The organism is Phascolarctobacterium succinatutens YIT 12067 (assembly GCF_000188175.1).
Taxonomy (GTDB): domain Bacteria; phylum Bacillota; class Negativicutes; order Acidaminococcales; family Acidaminococcaceae; genus Phascolarctobacterium_A; species Phascolarctobacterium_A succinatutens.
Genome location: NZ_GL830863.1, coordinates 58,697 through 78,856, shown reverse-complemented (window position 1 = coordinate 78,856; position 20,160 = coordinate 58,697). Strand labels below are relative to the sequence as shown.

The 20,160-nt window shown below is 50.0% G+C and carries 15 protein-coding genes; 2 read left to right on the top strand and 13 right to left on the bottom strand.

Annotated features, from left to right (window positions below):
* Positions 1-2: 2 nt before the first annotated feature.
* The 11 genes from HMPREF9443_RS02735 to HMPREF9443_RS02685 all read right to left on the bottom strand — a co-directional run bounded on the left by HMPREF9443_RS02735 (position 3) and on the right by HMPREF9443_RS02685 (position 15,536).
* Positions 3-1,274: a hypothetical protein gene (locus tag HMPREF9443_RS02735; protein WP_009144978.1), complete on the bottom strand. Its 1,272-nt coding sequence runs from the start codon at positions 1,272-1,274 to the stop codon at positions 3-5.
* A gap of 22 nt (positions 1,275-1,296) precedes the next feature.
* Positions 1,297-3,192 carry a BamA/OMP85 family outer membrane protein gene (locus HMPREF9443_RS02730; protein ID WP_230197136.1) on the bottom strand — a complete coding sequence of 632 codons (1,896 nt, stop codon included), beginning with the start codon at positions 3,190-3,192 and terminating at the stop codon, positions 1,297-1,299.
* 20 nt (positions 3,193-3,212) lie between these two features.
* Positions 3,213-3,626, bottom strand: coding sequence for a hypothetical protein (locus HMPREF9443_RS02725; protein ID WP_148495313.1), 414 nt, complete (start codon positions 3,624-3,626; stop codon positions 3,213-3,215).
* 235 nt (positions 3,627-3,861) lie between these two features.
* A complete protein-coding gene (locus HMPREF9443_RS02720; protein WP_009144975.1) occupies positions 3,862-4,497 on the bottom strand; it encodes a sigma-70 family RNA polymerase sigma factor in 636 nt (211 codons plus the stop codon).
* Between the two features lie 32 nt (positions 4,498-4,529).
* A complete protein-coding gene (locus HMPREF9443_RS02715) occupies positions 4,530-8,741 on the bottom strand; it encodes a translocation/assembly module TamB domain-containing protein (protein WP_187363682.1) in 4,212 nt (1,403 codons plus the stop codon).
* Between the two features lie 305 nt (positions 8,742-9,046).
* Positions 9,047-10,432, bottom strand: coding sequence for a TolC family protein (locus tag HMPREF9443_RS02710; RefSeq protein WP_187363681.1), 1,386 nt, complete (start codon positions 10,430-10,432; stop codon positions 9,047-9,049).
* An 84-nt stretch (positions 10,433-10,516) separates the two neighbouring features.
* Positions 10,517-11,785: an MlaD family protein gene (locus tag HMPREF9443_RS02705; RefSeq protein WP_009144972.1), complete on the bottom strand. Its 1,269-nt coding sequence runs from the start codon at positions 11,783-11,785 to the stop codon at positions 10,517-10,519.
* Positions 11,772-12,527 carry an ABC transporter ATP-binding protein gene (locus tag HMPREF9443_RS02700; RefSeq protein WP_040564874.1) on the bottom strand — a complete coding sequence of 252 codons (756 nt, stop codon included), beginning with the start codon at positions 12,525-12,527 and terminating at the stop codon, positions 11,772-11,774. Before HMPREF9443_RS02700 ends, HMPREF9443_RS02705 begins: the two co-directional genes overlap by 14 nt.
* 27 nt (positions 12,528-12,554) lie before the next feature.
* Complete coding sequence (locus HMPREF9443_RS02695) at positions 12,555-13,325, bottom strand: MlaE family ABC transporter permease (protein WP_040564841.1); 771 nt, start codon at positions 13,323-13,325, stop codon at positions 12,555-12,557.
* A gap of 138 nt (positions 13,326-13,463) precedes the next feature.
* On the bottom strand, positions 13,464-15,131 hold the full coding sequence (locus tag HMPREF9443_RS02690; protein ID WP_009144969.1) for a SpoIVB peptidase S55 domain-containing protein: 1,668 nt from the start codon (positions 15,129-15,131) through the stop codon (positions 13,464-13,466).
* 102 nt (positions 15,132-15,233) lie between these two features.
* Positions 15,234-15,536, bottom strand: coding sequence for a hypothetical protein (locus tag HMPREF9443_RS02685; protein ID WP_009144968.1), 303 nt, complete (start codon positions 15,534-15,536; stop codon positions 15,234-15,236).
* 268 nt (positions 15,537-15,804) lie between these two features.
* Between HMPREF9443_RS02685 and HMPREF9443_RS02680 the strand changes: the two genes are divergently transcribed.
* On the top strand, positions 15,805-16,599 hold the full coding sequence (locus HMPREF9443_RS02680; RefSeq protein WP_009144967.1) for an SH3 domain-containing protein: 795 nt from the start codon (positions 15,805-15,807) through the stop codon (positions 16,597-16,599).
* A gap of 24 nt (positions 16,600-16,623) precedes the next feature.
* Positions 16,624-17,217 (top strand): L,D-transpeptidase, encoded by a 594-nt coding sequence (locus HMPREF9443_RS02675; RefSeq protein ID WP_009144966.1) that lies wholly within the window; start codon positions 16,624-16,626, stop codon positions 17,215-17,217.
* Between the two features lie 85 nt (positions 17,218-17,302).
* Here HMPREF9443_RS02675 and HMPREF9443_RS02670 read toward each other — a convergent pair whose 3' ends face one another.
* Complete coding sequence (locus tag HMPREF9443_RS02670) at positions 17,303-18,697, bottom strand: phosphodiester glycosidase family protein (protein ID WP_009144965.1); 1,395 nt, start codon at positions 18,695-18,697, stop codon at positions 17,303-17,305.
* Between the two features lie 428 nt (positions 18,698-19,125).
* Positions 19,126-20,151, bottom strand: a complete 1,026-nt coding sequence (gene mreB / locus HMPREF9443_RS02665; protein WP_009144964.1) for a rod shape-determining protein — start codon at positions 20,149-20,151, stop codon at positions 19,126-19,128.
* Between the last annotated feature and the right edge of the window lie 9 nt (positions 20,152-20,160).

Genomic DNA, 20,160 nt, shown 5'->3' with positions numbered 1-20,160 from the left:
TGCTAGAGATTTCCTATCAGACGCAGGTAAAAATCCTTACCGCCGTAAACATATTCCGCGCTAAGGAATTCATGAATGCGGTAGCGCACCGCAAATTCATTACGGTTATCACCGGAAAAATGCTCGACACGCAAACGCCATTTAGGACTCAGGCTGTACTCCAGACGATAATTATTGTCGCCTATCGGTATCCGCCGTACGTAGCTCCAGCCGCTCTTGCCCCAATAATGCGTATATCCTGTGCCGAAACGCCATTGTACGTTATTCAGGATAACCTCCGCCTCACCGAAAATCTCATCGTGCGGCGAAATCATTTTACCAAGATGCGCCTTGCCGGAAAGATTTTCCTTATCACGGCCGATGTCGCCATAGCCCTCAAACCAGATTTTATAATCATCCGATTCAATCATAATATTTACGCCGAGATCAGCACCGGGAGTAATTTTAATCTCCGGGCGCAGCTGATAATTTTTTACCTCCAGCTCAGTCATGAGCTTTTCTAAAAGCTGCTGCTCCAGCTCCTGACGGTGCCTTTGCACATAAGCAACAGGCAAACCGCGCAGCTTGTCGCATTCGCCGGCATATTTATACTTCAGCTTCATCAAAAGCACATTGGGAATAGCCTCACTGCGTAATTCATAGCGGATATTACGCACCAGTTGTCCTACGGGATAGATAACGACCTGCACTACCGTGCGTCCGTTTTCCTGCAACACATCCACCGCCGGCTTAAATTCCGGCAGCTGTGCCTGCACCTCGCTGCGTACCAGCTTGCGCAGTACGCCGCCGGCCCAGTCACCCGCATCCACCGATGCACCGCTGATGGCCTGCTCCAGCTGAGCATGCAGCGCAGGAATACGCCGCTCCAGCAGCGCCGCCGTCTGCGGCTCTACTCCGGAAAACTGCAAATCGATAAACGGTTTTTCGATAACCTTGTTCCAGGGACGTGCATACAGCTTCACCTGTGTATTTTCGCCTACATCCAGCTTAACATCAGTAAGCTCGTAGCCGGTGAATACCCTGTCGCCGATTTCCGTCAGCAGGCGGGCATAGTCCTCCCCGGCCGCGGTAATCATCGCCGTATCCTTATCAATAAACAGCTGGTCCGCCACCACCTGCATGCTGCCGCTCATCTTTTGCAGCAGCAGTTGGCTGGTGCCGCCGTTAGTATCTATAACTTGTACTTCTACACTGTTAACCGGTGCAGAAAAAGCATGCTGCAATGGCAAGATGCTTGTCATTGCAGCACAGAACAGAATCTTATTCAGCTTCATAGCCTAAATATTCTCCGCAAAATCAGAACTGTCCACCAAAGCTAAAGTGGAACTTGCCACCATCTTCGCCGTAGCCATAGTCCAGTTTTACCGGTCCCAGCGGAGAGTTGATACGCAGGCCAACGCCGTAGCTGTTCTTGAGCAGGCCCATATCAAATTCATCCTCATGTCGTTTATCCCATGCATAACCGTTATCGGTAAAGAGTACGCCCTGAACCTTCTTGACAATCGGGAAGCGGTATTCCAGAGTTGCCTTCAGCATGCTGTTGCCGCGGAACTGGTCATCCTCATAGCCACGCAGGGTGTCACTGCCGCCCATGGTGAAGCGTTGAGACAACGGCATATCGCCGCTTGCATAGCCTGCGCCCAAATTCAATGCCCAAACGCTTTCGCCGCCTGCACGGAAGTAGTAGCGCCAGTCAGCGGTCCATTTGGTGAAGTCAAAGTCACCGCCCATGCCGCCGGCCCATTCTACGCTGTAGCCGATGCGCTTGCCTTCATGCGGATCATAGATATTGTCGCGGGAATCATATACGCGGCCGAAGGTAATACTGCGGGTAACACCAAAGTTTTCCTTACGGCGCTCAGCGGCAGTTTCAGGCATCCAAGATTCATATTTATCACTTTTGTTGATAATTTCACCTTTGTCATTTTTCTCGAAGAATTTATTCTCGTAATACTGGTTAGAGTCGCCTTCGTAGCCGTCAGCTTCGCCCTTGTAGATATCATCACGGTTTTTAATCGTAATGTAGTTGCTGACAAATTCATTATGGGTTCTGCGGCTGAAGGTAATTTCCTGACCGCGACGCTTTTTGTCATAGCGGGCAATTTCGTCACCGTCGATATTGTAATCGGCGTATTCGTTGGTGATATCGTAAAGGTTAATGGTAGCACTGGTTTCCTTGTCATCCAGCCAGGGGCGGGTATAGCTGAAGTCATAGTTCTTGTTATCCTCGCCGCCGAACTCCCAGCGCAGGTTAATCTTGTCACCAATACCACGGAAGTTCTTATCGCCGATGGAAACCATGCCTACAAAGCCGTCGGCATTGCTGTAGCCTGCGCCGATACCGAAGGTACCGGTGTTCATTTCAACTACGGAAATTTCTACTTCAACACCGTTAGGCTCACGGCCCGGATTCAGCTTAATGTTAACGTCTTCAAAATAGCCCAGGTTATATACGCGCTGCATACTGCGGCGGGCAGCCTTGGCATTGAACGGCTCACCTTTTTTCAGCTTCATTTCACGGGTAACAACATAATCCTTGGTTTTTACGTTGCCCTTAACCTTGAAGCCTTCAACAATACCTTCGTTGACAGCAACCTTCAGAGTACCATCCTTTTCCATATGCACGTCGGTAACACGCGCCAGGATGTAGCCGTTGGAACGGTATTCCTCTTCCAGCTTCTGTACGCATTTATTAATATCCTTCAGGTTGGCAATTTTGCCCTGCTCCAGGTCAAAAAAGCTTGCAACTCTTTGCTTGTTCAATACAGTGTTGCCCTCAACATCTGTTTTTTGGTATACAGGGTTTTCCATAACATGGTAAATTACCTGTACGCCTTCAGGTACCGTCTTGAATTCCGGACGCAGGTCATAGAACCAGCCCAAATCATAAATAGCGCTCAAATCCTCGCTCAGGCCTGCTTCGGTAAACTGCATGCCGGGTTTGGTTTTCAAAGCAGCGGCAATTTCAGCCTCAGGCACAGTAACATTACCCTCAATAATCTGCTTGGTAATGGTCTTGCCAATGTAAGGAGCCAGCTTGTTTTCCTCCTGATGTGATGACGGTGCAGTCTGCGTTACAGAGGTATCAGCACCCATAGCAGGTGTCTGAATTTCTTGGGCATAGACAGGTGCGGCCAGCATCATTGCTGTCAGGCCTACTGTCAGAGGCCGCCATAATTTTTGTTTCTTCAATTGATATTCCTCCTCATATTTCATTTAGAGTTACTCAACTCAACTCGCGCTGACTGCACTAATTTGTGCATATCGGCTTTAGATATAGTAACACGGTCGGGAGTGCCTTGTTTCTCCTGTACCGGTGTATCCTTAGCTTGCTGTTTCTGTATAGCTGCAGTCTTGGGCACCACAGCCTGCACCGGTATTTTCTGCTCCGGCTTGACCACAGGTGCTGCCACAGGCGGCGGCAACGCAGCCTGCGCCTTCACACGGTAATGGTTTCTGGCAAAGCACCAGCCGCCAAAACCGGCAACTATCAGCAAAACAGCTGCACATCCTGCCAGAACCTGCCGGTTCCAGCTCCAGGGGCGGTCCTTCTTCCGACGCAGATTTTTCAGCTCAGCCTCCGCCAGCATCAAATCAAGCTCGCCCCGTATATCCTTATTATCCATAAAGCTTTGCTCCGCCTTATCCAGACTGCTCTTTATACAGCGGATGCGTTGAAACAATGTACGGCTTGACTGCGTCATGCTTTTACCCCTTTCTGTGCATAATTGTTTTTAATAACTATGTCTTATATAATCGTCTGCTGCCTTGAGTTTTCACAAGTCATTTCAGATGATTACAACAGATTTAGTAAAGCTAACTTGCGTTTTCGCTTTTTTTCGTTATTTATCAGCCTAAATACTATTCCTTATTAAATTCATGTATAAAGCGGGAAAGCATGCCGCGGATACGGCGCACACCCTGCTTCTGCAGACGGTAAACATGACCGAGGCTTACATCAATAGCATCGGCAACTGCCTGCGCCGGCCTGTCCTCCAAGTACATTCCCTGCAGCACCTGCTGCTCCTTCAGCGGCAGGCGGTCCATCGCCTGCGCCACCTTTTCGCAGAGCAGATGCTGTTCCGTCACCTCGCTGGGAGATGCCAGCTCCGACGGCAGAGCATCACTTAAGGTAAAGCCCTTGGACAGCTCACTGTCAAGATAAAGCATGCCCTTATCCGTGCTGTGCCGCAGATAATCTACCATGCTTCCTCTGATACGGTATGAGGCAAACAGGCTGAAGGCTACCTGACGCTTATAATCATAGCTTTCCGCCGCTTCCAGCAGTCCCACCATGCCTTCCTGAATCAGCTCCATTGTATCGGCCTCAGGCAGCCTGAAGCTCGACGCAATTTTGAAAACCAACGGCTGGTAAGCTGTCATCAGGCGCTGATGCGCTGCTTCGTCACCGGCAGCGTCACGCCGCCAAAGCTCCAGCTCTTCTTCCGGCTCCAGCAGCGAAGTCTTGCGCAGCTCTTCCAGATATCCTTGCAGCATCTGTTCACCTCCTCTCGTAAAATATTCTTTGCTTAGAACGAAATCTTATATTCCAAGCCATACCAGTCCTTCGGATTCTTCGACATATCGTAGCTGCGTGAATAAGTGATATTCATGTGCTTACTGATATCGTACTGTCCGAAAATGCTTCTGTCAACAGCATCAAAGCTTGTTGTATAACCAATCATAAAATTATTATTAAGATATTTGCTTACTAAAACATTATACTGGTTTTTGTCATCTGCCGTCAACTCTTTATTCCGGTCATAAGAGCTTTCAAAGCCAATACCGGAGCGTGTTTTGCCGGTGTAGATACGGAACTGGTCAAGTCCCAATGTCTGTTTGACAAACATCTCCACGTCACCCAGCACTGTCATCTGCAGGCCGACAGTCATCAGATTTGCCATATCATCACCGGTAACCTCGTTACTGCCTGCACTTTCGCGCTGCAGCGTCAGCATACGCACAATCGTATTTTGTGTCAGCGGCGGATCACTTGTCAGCTGCAAATCCATTTCGCTTACGGGGCCGTTAATCTTCATAAAGATATTATAACGGCTGAAGCGCGCTGTGCTGTCCAGATTTACGTTCGGCAGAAAGCTGCCGGGATCAACCCATACCAGACCTGCCTGATTCAGCTTAAAGTCTGTACGCAGATATTTGACTGTACCCTTATCGGCCTTAATCGTGCCGTCAATCATCGGGAAGACTGTGCTGCCCTTGATATCAATGCCGCCCTTCAACCAGATATCATACAGATAGCTGTTGTACAGATGTACCTTCGGGCCCAGTACCAGCTTCATATCGAGGCCTATGTTGCTGTCGCCCTCACCCAGCTCGGGTACCGTCGGCATGTTAATCAGCACATCATCCAAACGCAGACTGCCGCTGATACGCGGGCGGAAGGCCATCGGCGGTGCAGTATTGCCCTTACGTTTTTTCATATCCGGATATTGCTCCGGCTGCAAGGTTACATCACTCGTAATCGTACCGGTGAAAATCTTGGAGACCAGCTGTACCTTATCTGCCTTGATATGCAGACTGTAGGCTGTATCAGCATCGGTATGCAGTGCATAGCTGCCTTCGGCACTGAGCGTACCCTTGCCTAATTTAGCAGAAAGATTCTTCAGCTGTACGGTATTGCCGTTAAACACCACATCCAGATTAATATCATCAAAGACTGTGTTGATATATTTAGCCTTAACACTGCCGCCGGCTATTTTAACAGAACCGAAAAGCAGCGGCTCCTCCAACGTACCGGCCAGACGGATTTTTCCCTGCGTATCTCCTACGCCCCATTCAACCATTTTGGTAAGCGCCGGCAGGATTCCCAAACGTGCCTTATCCAGATCCATAACAATATTCATCTGCGCATCAGGGTTATGACGCTGATTCTTATCACGGAACAAATCAAGCGGAATATCACCTGCCGCGCTGACTCCGTAAGCATCCTTCGTGGCAATCAGCTGCTGCAGCTTAATGTTGTCGTCAGCCAGAGCCAGCATTGCAGTCATGTCGTCCACACTTACGCCGGCAACAGAACCGTTGGTAATTTCCAGCGAAGCTGTTCCCTGAGGATTGTCAAAGCTGCCATGCACCTGCACCAGCATATCCGTTTCACCCTTGATTTCCGGCGGATTCTTCATGACTGCAGTTACAATCGCCGGGTTAGCCTTCACTGCGGCAGCCTCTACATCCAACAGCTTTTGCTTAATATCAATCGAACCGCCGACAGCGATAATTCCTCTATCGCTTACGCCGTCCTGCTCCTGCAGTCTGACATTGTCAAAATGTAGCACGCCGCCCTTATCCACGCGTCCTTCAAAACGCATGTGGGCATAATTAAGATCATGAATTTTTACATTATCGGCTGCAGCTGTAATCTTTACGCCTTCACCACGGCCGTTGTAGCTGAACAGCAGTTGTCCCTGCATCAGGCCGTTGATATCGTAATCCAGGCGCGCCATGCGCAGCAGGCCGCCGATATCACCCCAAATATTTTCCACCTTGCCCTCAATATAATGCTGCACAAGGTTGAGATTGAGGTCTGCACTGTATAAGCCGTAATTGACAGGGTCGTCACGATAAGGCTGCTTAAAAGAAGCATTCAGCTTATTCTTATCACGTCCGTTGCTGGCAAGCGTTCCTTCCAGCTCCGTTAAAGCTTCACCATTGACAGTTATCTTTTCACTGCTGACTTCGCCGTCAAAGAAGGGAGCTGTGAGGGTACCGCTCAAATGTCCCTTAGCATTAACCTTGCCGCCCAAATCGACTGTATCATCACTTATCGGCAAATGCTCCAGATCAACATTCTTGGCATCCATAACAAAGTTCAGTCTTTGGTCTGCCGTTATAGTGCCATCCAAGGTCAGGCTGCCGTAAAAGGCATTGACTACAAAATCCTGCAATCTCAGCAGACCGTCCTCATAAGCATAATGACCGCTGATATTATTAAACAGCTGCTTGGCGGCACTGCCATCGGCAGCATGCACCTCGCCATGAATATAAGGATGGCTGAGGCTGCCTTTTACCTGCATCACATTATCAAGATTACCGGTAACTATATCGGGCTTGCCCACAAGCACCATCAGCGGCTCAATGCGCACGTTCTTCGTTGTCAGCGTAAGGTCCGCCACAGGCTCTGTGCCCTGCAGATTAATCGTACCATTAAGAATATGCTGTCCCTGATCCATATGCGCGGCAAACTCCTTAAAGCCCAGGATATTATCCTTCATGCTGATAATGCCATGTGCTTCGTTAAGCTTCTGCGACATAAATTCAGCCTGCGTCAGCTGTACCATACCGGAAAACTCCGGAGCATCAAGCGTGCCGCCAACATCAAAGCCGGTGGAGCACAGTCCGCGTCCATCCTGACCAGCCGCAGCCAGCACGGAATCAATCGGGAAATCTGCCATACGTCCATGCACAGCTAAAGCACCATCCTTGGCAACACGTCCTTTGGCAGCCAAGGTACCGCCGCCGTCGGCAAAAAAGCTGAGATCATCAATAACTAAGCCCTTACTGTCATAGCTGCCGTCAAAGGCCAATCGGTTAAGCTTCAGGCTGCGCCAGCTGATATCCATTGTATCGGCAGCAGCGTGCAGCGTAAGCTTATCCTGCACCAGCTTGGCCAGAACAGCAAGCTTGCCGTTAATATGCACCTGCTCCTGCTGTTTGCCGGGCAAACTCTGCGTAACCTGCTGCAGCTGTGCGTCTGCCGTCAGCACCTGCTCCTTAAGGTCATACGTACCGTTAGCGGTAATCGTACCGCCGCCGTATTGCGCACTCACATCATGCAGCTGCACAACGTCCTTAGATACATCAAACGGCACACGCAGCTTTTCTGCCTTATATCCTTTATAGGCCAAGGCATCACTGCTCAGCACGCCAAAGCCTGAAGGAGAATCGGTGTTGCGCAAATCGGCTTCACCCTCCAGGTGCAGCTTCTGCCCGTCAACCAGAGCGTCAAGACTGCTGACGCTCACCAGATTTTCATCCGCGCGTACCAAGCCGTCAAGCTGCAGACTGTGCTGCTCGCCTGCCAGGCTCAGCTTACCGCTGAGTGCTGCCAGCTTCACTTCACCGCTAAAGCGCTGCTTGCCGTTCTTATTCACATAAATCAGAGCGAGCTTGCCTAAGCCGCCCTGCAGCTCATCGACATTACCATATTGCTTAGCCAAAGCAGCATAGGGTGCCAGCGCCAGCTTATCGCCGGTCAGCTTCATGCGGCCTTCGCCCTTGGTAGTCATCGTGCCGGTCAGCTTCAGCTTATCGGCACCGCTTGTCACAGACAAATCCACGGCAAAATCAGGATTGGCACCGCCGTTGATATTGCCTTCCACGCCAAACTGCCACTTGCCCTGCGGCATAGTTACCACCAGCTCGCCCTTGTCTACCGCCAGCGTACCGTAAAAAGGCGTTTCCTCAGAATCCGACGGCTTCAGCAGATTCTGCATATTCCATTTATTTTTGTCATTCATTGTGAGATATATTTTCGGGCGCATCACATCAATCCTGCTCAGCGCACGCTCAGGCTTCTGCATTGCCAGCCATGGGCGCAGCGTAAGCACAGTACGCGGCAGCTCGGCCACCTTCTCACCCTTGGCATCCTTTACGACAACATCCGTCAGCTCGGCTGTCAGGCCGCCTTCCCATTTCAGGCCGCCGATAGAAACACTGCCGTTGATGTATTCCGCTGCCAGCTGCTGCATTTGCGGTATCGCCTGCTTAATGTATTTAGGCATCACCGTATGAACTAAAAAGATATAGCCTGCCGCAAGCAGTATGATTAATGCTCCAACAAATTGTAGATATTTTTTCATGACACTTCACCATTCAATAGTTTAACAAAATTCTATGACAAAAATATGACAAGACTGTTTTTTTATATACTCCGACTTTTATTTATTCGACATCATCAGAAAACATCCTCTTATTGAGAAGAAAATTCTTTAGCAGCAGCTTTTGGAGAATTTGCACATACAAAAAGCTGGCTTGGCCTACGCCTCACCAGCTTACTTGTATCATCAAATATTAAATTAAGCCTTAATTATTTGGCAGCTTCTTCAGTTGTTTTTGCTGCTTCGGCAGTTTTGGCAGCCTGCACCTTTACGGCAGTAGCAGGATTGCTCATCGGCACGCCGATAGAGGTTTCCAGTGCTGTCTTGGAGGTATTGTAATCATACAGCGCCTTAGTATAGTTGGTCTTAGCCTGAGTCAGAGCAACCTGAGCATCAAGTACGTCAGTATTGGTGCCAACGCCGGACATATAACGCAGCTGAGCGATACGGTAATCCTCATCAGCCTGCTCTACAGCCAGCTTAGTGGTGCTGATGCGTTTTTCTGCTTCGCGCAGTCCCAGATAATTGCTGCGGACATCCAGATTTACAGAGTCCACGGTATTGCGGTAGGTTTCCTCAGCCTTTTTCAAATCAGCCTCGGCGCCGTGAATCTTGGACAGAGTTACGCCGGTATCGAACACATTCATGCTGACATTTACGCCGACACCCCATTTGCCGTTGTCATCACCGGGCCAACTGCTGTCACTCCATTGCTGAGTAGCGCTGGCAGCAACCTGCGGCATATGACCGCTGCGGGCAACCATCAAAGCACCCTTGGCAGCATCCACGCCATATTTAGCCTGCATCAGCTCAGGACGGTGCTCGGCAGCATAAGCCAGGCAGTCATCCATGTTTTTATCATAAGCATTATAAACCAGCAGATTATCGAGCTTCAGAGTAGTATCCATCGGCAGACCGACGATTTTGTTCATGTTCGCTTCAGCAACCTGATAGGCATTTTCTGCCTGAATCAGTGTCTGTTTAGCATTGGCCAGCTCCACCTGAGAGCGCAGCACGTCAACCTTGGCTACCACGCCAACGTTATATTGTGCCTGAACATTTTTCAGATGGTCCTCCAGGCGGGTAACGGATTCCGCACTGAGCTTTTGGATATTATCTGCCTGCAACATATTAAAATAACCGTCGGTAACGGTAGAACGCATTTCGTTATAGGTGCGCTGTACGCCAACCTCATTGTATTGATAGTTAGCCTTTGCCTGCTTAATAGTACCGCTTAATTTACCGCCGGTAAAAATAGGCAGAGAAGCGCTCAGGCTGTTGGCATGGTTATTGCCGATACCCTTAGTCCAAAGACCGGTAATATCTTGATGAAGATCATCATAACCGCCGCGCTGAGTAGTATGATTAGCGCTAATGCTGATACCGCGGCTCTGGCGGGCAGCGTTGTAGCTGGCACGCGCACTGTCAAGCTCGTATTGGGCAATGCTTACAGTCGGGTTGGTCTGGAAAGCACGCAGCATAGCGTCGTCCAGATTTAAAGCAACGGTTTCGCCGGCAAAAGCACTTTGGCCCAGTGCCATGGTCAGCGCTGCAGATAAAAGCAAGAAACGTTTTGTTAATTTATTTCTATTCATCCGAAAAACCTCCATTTTCTAAAACTGACTAATCAGTCAGTAGTAAAATTATATATTTATTTAGGGCTGTTTGTCAAATATTTTTTAGAAATAAGTACGCACACCCATATAAGTATTAGCTTTATTACCGCGCACATCCATGGTTTCGCCGTAAAGCGACAGGTTATCATGCAAACGGAATTCGCCGCCCAGACGCACCTTGAGATCATCAAAATCGTATAATTGGGAATACAATCTGAAATCCCTGCCTAAATCATAGCTGGCGCCGACGCCGAAGTCACCCTGCATGGCACCCATACTGAAAGCAGCGTTGCCATACTGACGGCCTACGAGAAAATCGAATTTATTGGCATTGCCGATGTCATAACCGCCCATATAAAGGAAGGTATCATCCGCAGGATGCAGCGTTACGCCCAAGCTGCCGCGCCAGTCACCGCCCTTGGCGGCAAAGCCGGCGTCAGTCGAAACCTTCGCCTCGGTGATGGTTCCCAAAATTCTGTTGGCACGCTCGCTCGTTTCCTTGACGTTGACCAGCGTTTCCTTCAGCGATTTCTGTGTTACCGGATCCTTGGCTACAGTTTCCAGCACCTCGACAATATTTTCCATACGCTGGCTGGTGTCCGCCATATTTTGAGCAATCGCAGCCACATTCTGGCCTGTCTTGCCGTTATTGTCCACACCGGCCATAATGCTTTCGATATGTGCCGCCGTGCCGTTCATACGTTGGCTCAGCTCATTAATCTGATGAATCATCGAAGTAATATCCTGCTGGTTGGCTACTGCCACATCAGCCATGACCTTCGTGAAGGTATTCATGTTCTCGGCGATGTCATTCATATTCTTAAAGCCGGATTTCATGGCCTGCTGTACTTCCTTGTCGCCAAAAACATTTTCAAAGGCATTGGCTATATTTTCCATACGCTTCACCAAATCACCGGAGGAAGCAAAAAACTCATCCATACCGCCGCCTGGAACACCGTTAATCGTGCTGCCTTCAGCTACATAGCCATTACCCTGCTTAGCAGGAGGAATGACACTGACAAATTTTTCGCCCATAATACCGTCGGAAGAAATCGTAAAGGTTGCTCCCTGCGGTATTTTGATATCATCGTTGATTTCTGTGATAACCTCTACCTTATCGTGTGCCACATTAATTTTTTTAACCGTGCCTACCTGCACGCCTGCATAGCGCACAACATGCCCAGGCATCAGTCCGCTTACCTGAGGATAGTTAATGCGCAGCTCATAGCCTTTTTTGCCAAAGCTGAAAGCACCCATAAAGGTAATAATGCCGGCCAGCACCACTGCGCCGCCTAATGCAAAGGCACCTACCTTAACCTCACTGCTGCTCATCCTTCTCCTCCTCTTTCAATTCAGTACCGTTAATAAATGCTTTAACGATAGGATTAGTGCTGTTTTTTATCTCCGCAACCGTGCCTATCTGCACAATGCGTCCATTATATAGCATAGCGATACGGTCTGCGGCGTAATAGGCCGATTCCATATCGTGTGTTACCAAAACCGATGTTACTCCCAGCGTCTGCTGAGTTTTGCGTATTAGCCTGCTGATGGTCATCGTCATTACCGGGTCCAGACCTGAGGTGGGCTCGTCATAAAAAACCATCTGCGGCTGCATAGCCAGCGCCCGCGCCAAACCGACGCGCTTTTTCATACCGCCGGAAAGCTCTGCCGGCAGCATGTGCTGCGTATTCGGCATGCCTACCATCTCCAGCAGCTTGCCGACGCGCTCCTGTATTTTCTCCTCCGGCAGCTTAAAGTGCCGCCGCAGGCCAAAGGCTACATTCTCGCCTACGCTCAAAAAATCGAACAAAGCGGAATACTGAAAAACTACGCCCATATGCTGGCGTAGGCCATCCCATTCATCCTCTGTGAAGGCGCTTACCTCCTGACCGTCGATAACAATACTGCCGGAAGTAGGTGCCAGCAGTCCTGTCAGCAGCTTGATGATGGTACTCTTACCGGTACCGGAAGGACCGATAACCGCCAGCGTTTCACCCTGACGTACATCCAAATCAAGATTATCAAGAATTACCTTGCTGCCGAAGGCCATTTTAAGTTGTCGGAGCTGAATCATTGCTTTGTTGGACATATTTCCGGCTCCTTACACATACAAAACGATAGAAAGAAAATAGTTGGTGATAAACACCAGAATAATCGAAAGCACTACCGAGGCAGTGGTCGCCAGACCAACGCCCTCAGCGCCGTTCGGCGCGTTCAGGCCCTTATAGCAGCCCACGATAGCAATTATCGCACCAAAGACACAGCTTTTGACCATGCCGCCAAATACGTCATAGAACTCTGCCAGTGTCCTGATAGAATTTTCATAAGTAAAGCTGCCGATGCCGGCGTAATAATGCGCCACAACCCAGCCGCCGATATTACCGATAAAGTTGGCAAAAACAACCAGCACTGGCATCATCAGCACCAGCGCAATAAAGCGCGGCACCACCAGATAGCTCACTGGATTGGCAGCCATAACACGCAGCGCGTCAATCTGCTCGGTAACCTTCATCGTGCCAAGCTCCGCCGCAATCGCCGCGCCTATACGGCCGGCAACAACAACGCCTGTCAGCACCGGCACCAGCTCACGCGCCATAGCGATAGCTACAATGCCGCCTACGGAAGAGGACGCACCCAGACGCACGAACTCCTTGGCCGTCTGTACGGAAAATACCATACCGGTACAGAGAATCGTCATCATTACAATCGGCAGCGAATCCGCTCCCAACAGTGCCATCTGACGCACAACCTCCTTAGCGTTGGCATCCTTCAGATGTCGCAGCGTTGCCAACAGCAGCAGCATCAGCCTGCCGCTGGCGGCACAGAAGTCCAATATTCTGTTGCCCATTGCTTCACAGAGAGATTTCAGCATCTTTACATCCTTATCTTCAGCTTTTTTTACATAATTATTATACCGCCAAATTATGGCGAATGTATGACACAAAACAGCCATACCGATACAGTAACGGGAAAAATTTTGTTAAGCGAAAGAAAATATCACTCTGTAGATTTACTTGTCAACAGTAAGCACGATTTCGCTCTCGCCGTCAATAATAAAATCAAAGGGATACTTCTGCTTGAACGGAGAGCCCTGCAGCATACCCGCAAGGCCGGCATCGTTAGCCGCAGCCTCCGGATTCGGCGGCTGCATTTGTCCCATCGCTACATCAATAATCAGCTCATTATTCTTGTCGGCCGTATTCACGCTCTTGATATAATCGCTGAGCTTGTGGCGTGTTTCCTTTTTCTTGGCAGCGGGAACACCCTCGGACTGCTGCTTGCGCAGCAATTCGATAGCCCATGCCATGCTACTGCCGCCACGCACGTTCAGCGCCAGCTTGCCGCCCGGATGATCCTTAGGCACCTTGAAATAAACCGTCTTGGTAAATTCTTCGCCACGGTAAGGCTTCATAGTGACATCAACAGCTACCTTATCACCAGGCTTAACCTTGGCGTTCTTGGTGCGCACGTTAAGAATTTCCGCCACCTGCACTGCATTGCTGACCTCTGCCTCTACGTTAATGCCGTAAATCTGAACAGGCTCGAATTTGTTCTGCATCAGAATCGTTACAGCCTCCGTCAGCTCCGCATCCAGGTTCTTCAGCAGCGCGTCATTGGAATAATACATATTTTCGCGGTCAATCGTCAGCATTTCCTTCTTGCTGTCCACGCCGGTAATGGTAAAATGCAGCTTGGCCGTACCGCCGCCGTTGCGGTCCACAGTCTTGCTCACAGTATTGACTACTGCCGCATCTACCATCGAAGGCACCAGTTGCTCGTCGTCAATCAGACGCATACGCATGCTGTTGGCCTGTCCGCGGCTGCTGTCGTTGACCGTAACAAACATCGGAATAGAAGCAGGCTGCTTGCCGACTACGCCGCCGATACCACTGGCACGGTCCTGTGTAATGCTGCCGATAGCCTCGCCCAGATTGCCTACCTTATAGCTGCTCTGCAGGTTAGGAACTACGCCCAGCACCCACACCTTATTCATAAAGAAATTGCTGCTGCCACGCTGCATAAAGGGATGTCCGAAGGCCAGAATCTTACCGCTGTCATCGGTCCAGGTAACAGTGCCGAGAGCGCCAAGAGTCATATCACCCTGCATCAGAGCAACACCGACACTGCTGCCGGGCTCCAACGGCTTATCGCTGGAAGCGCCCGTGCCGCCGCTGTTGACAGCAGTCAGGCCGAAGGGCTGCAGCTTCTCCTGCAGATATTCCATGCCGTATTCTGTAAAACCGCCTGCCATCAGCGCCGTTCCCTTAGGAATCCAGTCTGCCGGTAGCTCTCTCGGTTCGTCCAGCAGCGGCAGCATTTTGCCGATCGGTGTCAGGAAGCAGTAATGCGGGTCGTTGAAGGTCTTGCCGAAGGCCACAGCACCGACAAGTCTGCCGTCTACATAAACAGGACTGCCACTCATGCCCTGAGCAACACCGCCTGTCTTTTCAATCAAATCGCCGTAAAGGCGCACAAAAATATTATATCCCATAGCTTCACTGCCGTTGACACCTAAAATTTCTACATTGAAGGTTTCAATAGTATCACCGCTGATAACGGTTTTGCCTATGCCCTGCATACCTGCGCGCAGGTCACGCACCGGCATCAGAGGAACATTGGCGGCAGCTGCCGTCAGCAGCTGGCAGCAAAACAATAATGCTAATAAAAATACTCTCATACTCGCTCCTAAAAATAAAATATTTACCGGTCCGCTTCCGGTATTTTGCTCTATAATACTACAAAAACCGGCGGCTAAGAAGCTCGCCGGTTTTCTTTACCGTTATTCACTAACCTTAGCTACAACCTGCTGTGCCTCAATCTTATCACCCGGTTTAACCAGTACCTGGCTAACCTTACCTGCAGTTGTAGCACGCGCAGCAGCAATACTGCCGCCAGCTATAGATTTTACCTTTACCAGAATGTCACCCTGCTTAACCTGGGTGCCCTCCTGTGCCAGTCCATCGGCAACTACAATACCGCTGACAGCGGCGCGCTGGTCAGTCACAGCAGCACAGCCAACGGCAGCAAGTGTAAAGATGCCTAAAGCGGCAATAGTCAAAATCACTATTAACTTTTTACCCATGTGACTCACCTCATTTCAGATATATTTCTCTAACATAAATTATACAGCCTCAGCAATATTTTGACAAGTGAACAGACTGTAAACCGCTCTTAAATAAAACATTATGAAAATCATCTGCAGTTAAAAAATTACCGGCACATAATTTTTTACGCTTTTTTTGCCTATCCTACCCGAAATCACCCTTTGGGGTAGGGTGCAAAAGCGTTTTTTTGGCTATAATATAAGCATCAAAGATTAGAATTTCCACATCTGGAAAGGAGATGTTGTTATGAAAATCAAAAATTTTGCTATCGGAGCACTGGCAGCAGCAATGCTCTTCACCGGCACATCTGTTATGGAGGCGGCAGTATATAATACATCCGCAAGCAGGCTCCCTACTGATATTGACTCCCGCTGCGGCAGAACAGAAGCCTTTCTGCTGAAAAATACCCGCTTTGATGTGAAGCATACCATGACCGAAAAATATGCCGAGGAATATGTTGCTCCCTGCTTCAGCCGCAAGGGCATCTACATAAGCGATATGGAGGCCAAAGCTATTGCCTTTGCCGCCTTGCAGATGTATGATGTGCAGCAAAACAGTAACGGCGCCACAGTAAGCTTCAGCGCCAAGGGCGAAGCCGATTCCGGTGACGGTGATTACTGGCTGACTACTATTTATGACAACAAAAAATATATCAATGCCTTTATCAGTACCTACGATGAGCTCCGCACCGAAAATGCACACTCTATCCCTGCCAGCAAAAGCTATGCTCAATACGGAGACAACATGTCTGCCGAAAGTTTGCAATACTCCAATCAAAGAATATCCAACCTCTACAGCAAATTTGAAAACATGGAAAGCTATTGGGCTCCCGGCGTAAAACTGGTTTTAACCGGCGACTATGTAAACTTCCGCACCGCCCCCTCCACGGACAGCAATGTAATTGATTCGCTGATGTCCGGCGAAGAAATAGCACCGTTAAAAGGCGCATTCGAAGCCGAGGGACGCCAATGGTGGAAGGCTATTAACGCTCAAGGTGAGGTTGGCTATGTAAGTGCAGATTTTGTACGCGTGGCCTGCTAAATAAGCATTAAGGAAGTATCACCAATGCTCAAAAAACTTTTAGGCTTAATATTTAGCGTCTGCCTGCTGCTAAGCTGCAGCTTGGCAGCTGCGGCGCCTGCGTCCGCGCTGTTCGGCAACGCCAGATATCTCATCTGCATCCATAAGCAAAGCTACCGCCTTGACGTCTATCAGCAGGGCGTAGAGCAAGCAGTCTGCAGCTATCCTATCGCTGTTGCCAAAAATCCCGGTGACAAGCAGTACACCGGCGACAACCGCACCCCCACCTCCTGGGGCAGTGCAGCAGCTATTCCCTCCTACTACACAGGTGCGGCAGTAGGCGTGCCTTCGGCGCAGGTTCCCTTCCGCATCGAAGAGATTTGCCCGGCGCATTACTGGACGCACGATTTCAGTGACGGCAAGGGCGTAATCGAAGGTGCCTACGGCCCCTGGTTCCTTTCGCTGGACACCGGCTGGATCGGCATCGGCATTCATGGTACGCATGACCCCGCCTCTATCGGCACCATGGCCTCCGAAGGCTGTATCCGCCTGCGCAATGCGGATATCCAAAGCCTTAAGGAGCTTGTCTGCAGTGATAACGGCGGCATAGGCACCGGCGTTATCATCACCGAGGATTAAGCTATAACCCGCAACAACAAAACAAGGAGCTGTCACAGCTAACGCGTGACCGCCCCTTGTTTTTTATTTTGCCTATACAACCAGCTTATTTGATGAACAATCCCAGACCGATGCTCACCAAACGCTCGCGCCCGTCCGAAGGCTTGTTGACGATTTTGCCGTTGATGACCATTTCGCTGCTGCCTCCGCCATCATAATTGACAGCGCTCACCGCACCCAGCTTCACAAAATACTGCGCCAGCTCCGCAAGTGTCATGCCTGCGGAAGCACTGCTTCTGCCGTCAACAACAAGCATTAAAAGCGTGCCGTCCTGCTTCAGTCCGATTGCAGTACGCGGTGCTCTGCCACGCGCAATATCGGGAGCCATCTGCTCCTCCGCAGTACGCACATTCACCCTGCCGTTTTCTACCAGCAGTGGACCGCCGCTGACAACAGTCGTTGCCGCATCCGCAATGCTGCTGCCAAGGCTCTGCGTGAGTATTACATGGTCGCCCAGGCGCAGGCCTGCCAGAGCAGCCGCATTTGTGCCATGACCGGAAAGCACTACGCAACCCGGCTCCAAAGACATATTGCCTGCTGTGGAAACAGCAACAACGCGACCGTTTTTGATTTTCACCTCACGCCCGTACTGATTCGTTTTGGTCGACGTAGCGTAATAGGAATTAAACAGCACCAAATCATTGGCAATGCGCGCACGGTTCATGCCCTTCAGCTGCAGCGCTCTGCCGTCAGGAAGTGTTACGCTGCCGGTGTAAGCAATGTCGCGCACAATCTTCTGCTCGTTGCCCTGCACTACATAACCGCTGCGCGGCGTAGCATCCATAGCGACAAAATTGCCCTTATCCTTAACGTTGCCGATAACCCAGCCGTCGGTATCAAAATACGACGCATTGATGGCAGCCACAAGACCTCTTTCCGCCGCCTGCTTAGCCAGGCTGCCGCGTCCGTTATACATACCTGCGGCAGAAAACGGCCTCAGCTCCAGGCGCGCCGAAGGCGCAACGCTCACCAGATAGCTTACCAGCGGTCTGCCGTTTAGCTCCTCCTGCGCATAGGTATAGGTAACGCCGCCGGAAAGCTGCATCGTTGTTTTGCTGATAGGAATGCGGTAAATATCCAGCACCAGACGGTCAGGATTCTTCAGCGGATAAAGCTTATACTGGCAATCCTTAGTTAAATCTATAACCACCTGTGCCTTTTTCTTCTTTTTGGCAGGAACAGTGATGCTTTTAATCACCGCATCCTGTTTAAAGACAGGCTTCTGCGTCAGCGCCGTACCCTCAGGCAACGTAACCACCAGCTGCAAGCCGTTTTTTTCGGCAGTATATTTAACAGGCTCCCTGCTGTCGAACACCAGACGTACACGAGCAGGACTAACGCTGCTGCGCACCGCTGTGACGGGAGCGGCGCTCGCCGCAAGCGGAGCGGCACACAGCGCAGCCAGCATAAAAACAGAACATATAAGTTTTTTGAAATTCATATCTAGGACCTCTTAAGAGAAAAACGAAGGTAGAAGGAAGAAAAGTGTATTAGAGCGTCGTGTGTATACGCCCCCTTCCGCCTCGCTACGCTCGGCACCTTCCCCAAAGGGGCAGGCAAGAAAGTTAGCAGAACGCTCTAACGAGCAATTAATATATCGCAACACAACCCTCAGTCATCGCCTTCGGCGATGCCAGCTCCCTTTCAGGGAGCATATAAAAGTTCGACGAACTTGCGACAGTCAGCATTTGACAAGCACTTTATATCTCCCCTGAAAGGGGAGGTTGCTGCGAGCTTTTGCGAGCAGACGGAAGGGTTGCAATATATTAATTGCGACACCATACGCCCTTCTTCTTCACATCTACACAAAAGGAGCTGCCAAAGGCAGCTCCTCCCCAAAATCAATAATCAACAATCAATACCCAAACATCAATCAGCCAGATTAGACGCAGTATAAACAGTGCCAGGATGCAGCTTATCCAGATTCTCCAGCGCCTTGCCGGTGCCAAGAGCAACACACTCCAGCGGATCATCGGCAATATGCGTAGTAATACCGGTTTCACGCTGCATAATCTCAGCCAGGCCGTCAAGCAGCGCGCCGCCGCCGGTCAGATAAATACCGTTATCAACAATATCAGCAGCCAGCTCCGGCGGGCATTTTTCCAGAACACCGCGCACAGTAGCAATCAGAGAAGCAACAGCATCCTCCAATGCCACACGGCAATCCTCGGAGCTTACGCTAAAGGTAGTCGGCAGGCCGGTAACCATATCACGGCCGCGTACAGTAATAGACTCATTGCGTCCGTCGGCAATAACAGTAGCAACATTCATTTTGATTTCTTCAGCCGTGCGCTCACCGATAAGCACATTATGTACCTTCTTCACATGACGCACAATAGCCTCATCAAAATGGTCGCCGCCGATACGGATAGAAGAATCAACAACAATACCGCCAAGGCTCAGCACAGCGATATCGGTAGTACCGCCGCCTATATCAACAACCATATTGCCGCGCGGTACGGAAATATCAATACCGGCACCAAGAGCCGCTGCCAGCGGTTCCTCAATCAGATAGGTTTTGGAAGCACCGCCCTGGGTAGTAGCCTCCATAACAGCACGCTTTTCTACTGAAGTAATGCCGATAGGAACACAGGTCATAACACGCGGTTTGAAAAACAGGCTCTTGCCCGCAACCTTCTCAATAACGTAAGCAAGCAGCTTCTGCGTTACGGTATAGTTCGCAATAACGCCTTCCTTCAGCGGACGGATAGCAACGATACTGCCGGGAGCACGTCCCAGCATTTCTCTGGCATCATCGCCCACAGCCAATACCTTGTTGCGTACCTTATCAATAGCCACAACAGAAGGCTCCTTCAGGACAACGCCCTTGCCCTTGACATAAACAAGAATGTTAGCGGTACCCAAATCAATACCGATATCCATACTTTTAAACATTAGTCATAT

Excerpts from the sequence above, each read along its gene's own strand:
- HMPREF9443_RS02670 (WP_009144965.1), bottom strand. The coding sequence starts at position 18,697 with ATGAATTTCAAAAAACTTATATGTTCTGTTTTTATGCTGGCTGCGCTG.
- HMPREF9443_RS02700 (WP_040564874.1), bottom strand. The coding sequence starts at position 12,527 with ATGATTCAGCTCCGACAACTTAAAATGGCCTTCGGCAGCAAGGTAATT.
- HMPREF9443_RS02695 (WP_040564841.1), bottom strand. The coding sequence starts at position 13,325 with ATGCTGAAATCTCTCTGTGAAGCAATGGGCAACAGAATATTGGACTTC.
- HMPREF9443_RS02680 (WP_009144967.1), top strand. The coding sequence starts at position 15,805 with ATGAAAATCAAAAATTTTGCTATCGGAGCACTGGCAGCAGCAATGCTC.
- HMPREF9443_RS02725 (WP_148495313.1), bottom strand. The coding sequence starts at position 3,626 with ATGGATAATAAGGATATACGGGGCGAGCTTGATTTGATGCTGGCGGAG.
- mreB (WP_009144964.1), bottom strand. The coding sequence starts at position 20,151 with ATGTTTAAAAGTATGGATATCGGTATTGATTTGGGTACCGCTAACATT.
- HMPREF9443_RS02705 (WP_009144972.1), bottom strand. The coding sequence starts at position 11,785 with ATGAGCAGCAGTGAGGTTAAGGTAGGTGCCTTTGCATTAGGCGGCGCA.
- HMPREF9443_RS02735 (WP_009144978.1), bottom strand. The coding sequence starts at position 1,274 with ATGAAGCTGAATAAGATTCTGTTCTGTGCTGCAATGACAAGCATCTTG.
- HMPREF9443_RS02710 (WP_187363681.1), bottom strand. The coding sequence starts at position 10,432 with ATGAATAGAAATAAATTAACAAAACGTTTCTTGCTTTTATCTGCAGCG.
- HMPREF9443_RS02675 (WP_009144966.1), top strand. The coding sequence starts at position 16,624 with ATGCTCAAAAAACTTTTAGGCTTAATATTTAGCGTCTGCCTGCTGCTA.
- HMPREF9443_RS02690 (WP_009144969.1), bottom strand. The coding sequence starts at position 15,131 with ATGAGAGTATTTTTATTAGCATTATTGTTTTGCTGCCAGCTGCTGACG.
- HMPREF9443_RS02720 (WP_009144975.1), bottom strand. The coding sequence starts at position 4,497 with ATGCTGCAAGGATATCTGGAAGAGCTGCGCAAGACTTCGCTGCTGGAG.
- HMPREF9443_RS02715 (WP_187363682.1), bottom strand. The coding sequence starts at position 8,741 with ATGCCTAAATACATTAAGCAGGCGATACCGCAAATGCAGCAGCTGGCA.
- HMPREF9443_RS02685 (WP_009144968.1), bottom strand. The coding sequence starts at position 15,536 with ATGGGTAAAAAGTTAATAGTGATTTTGACTATTGCCGCTTTAGGCATC.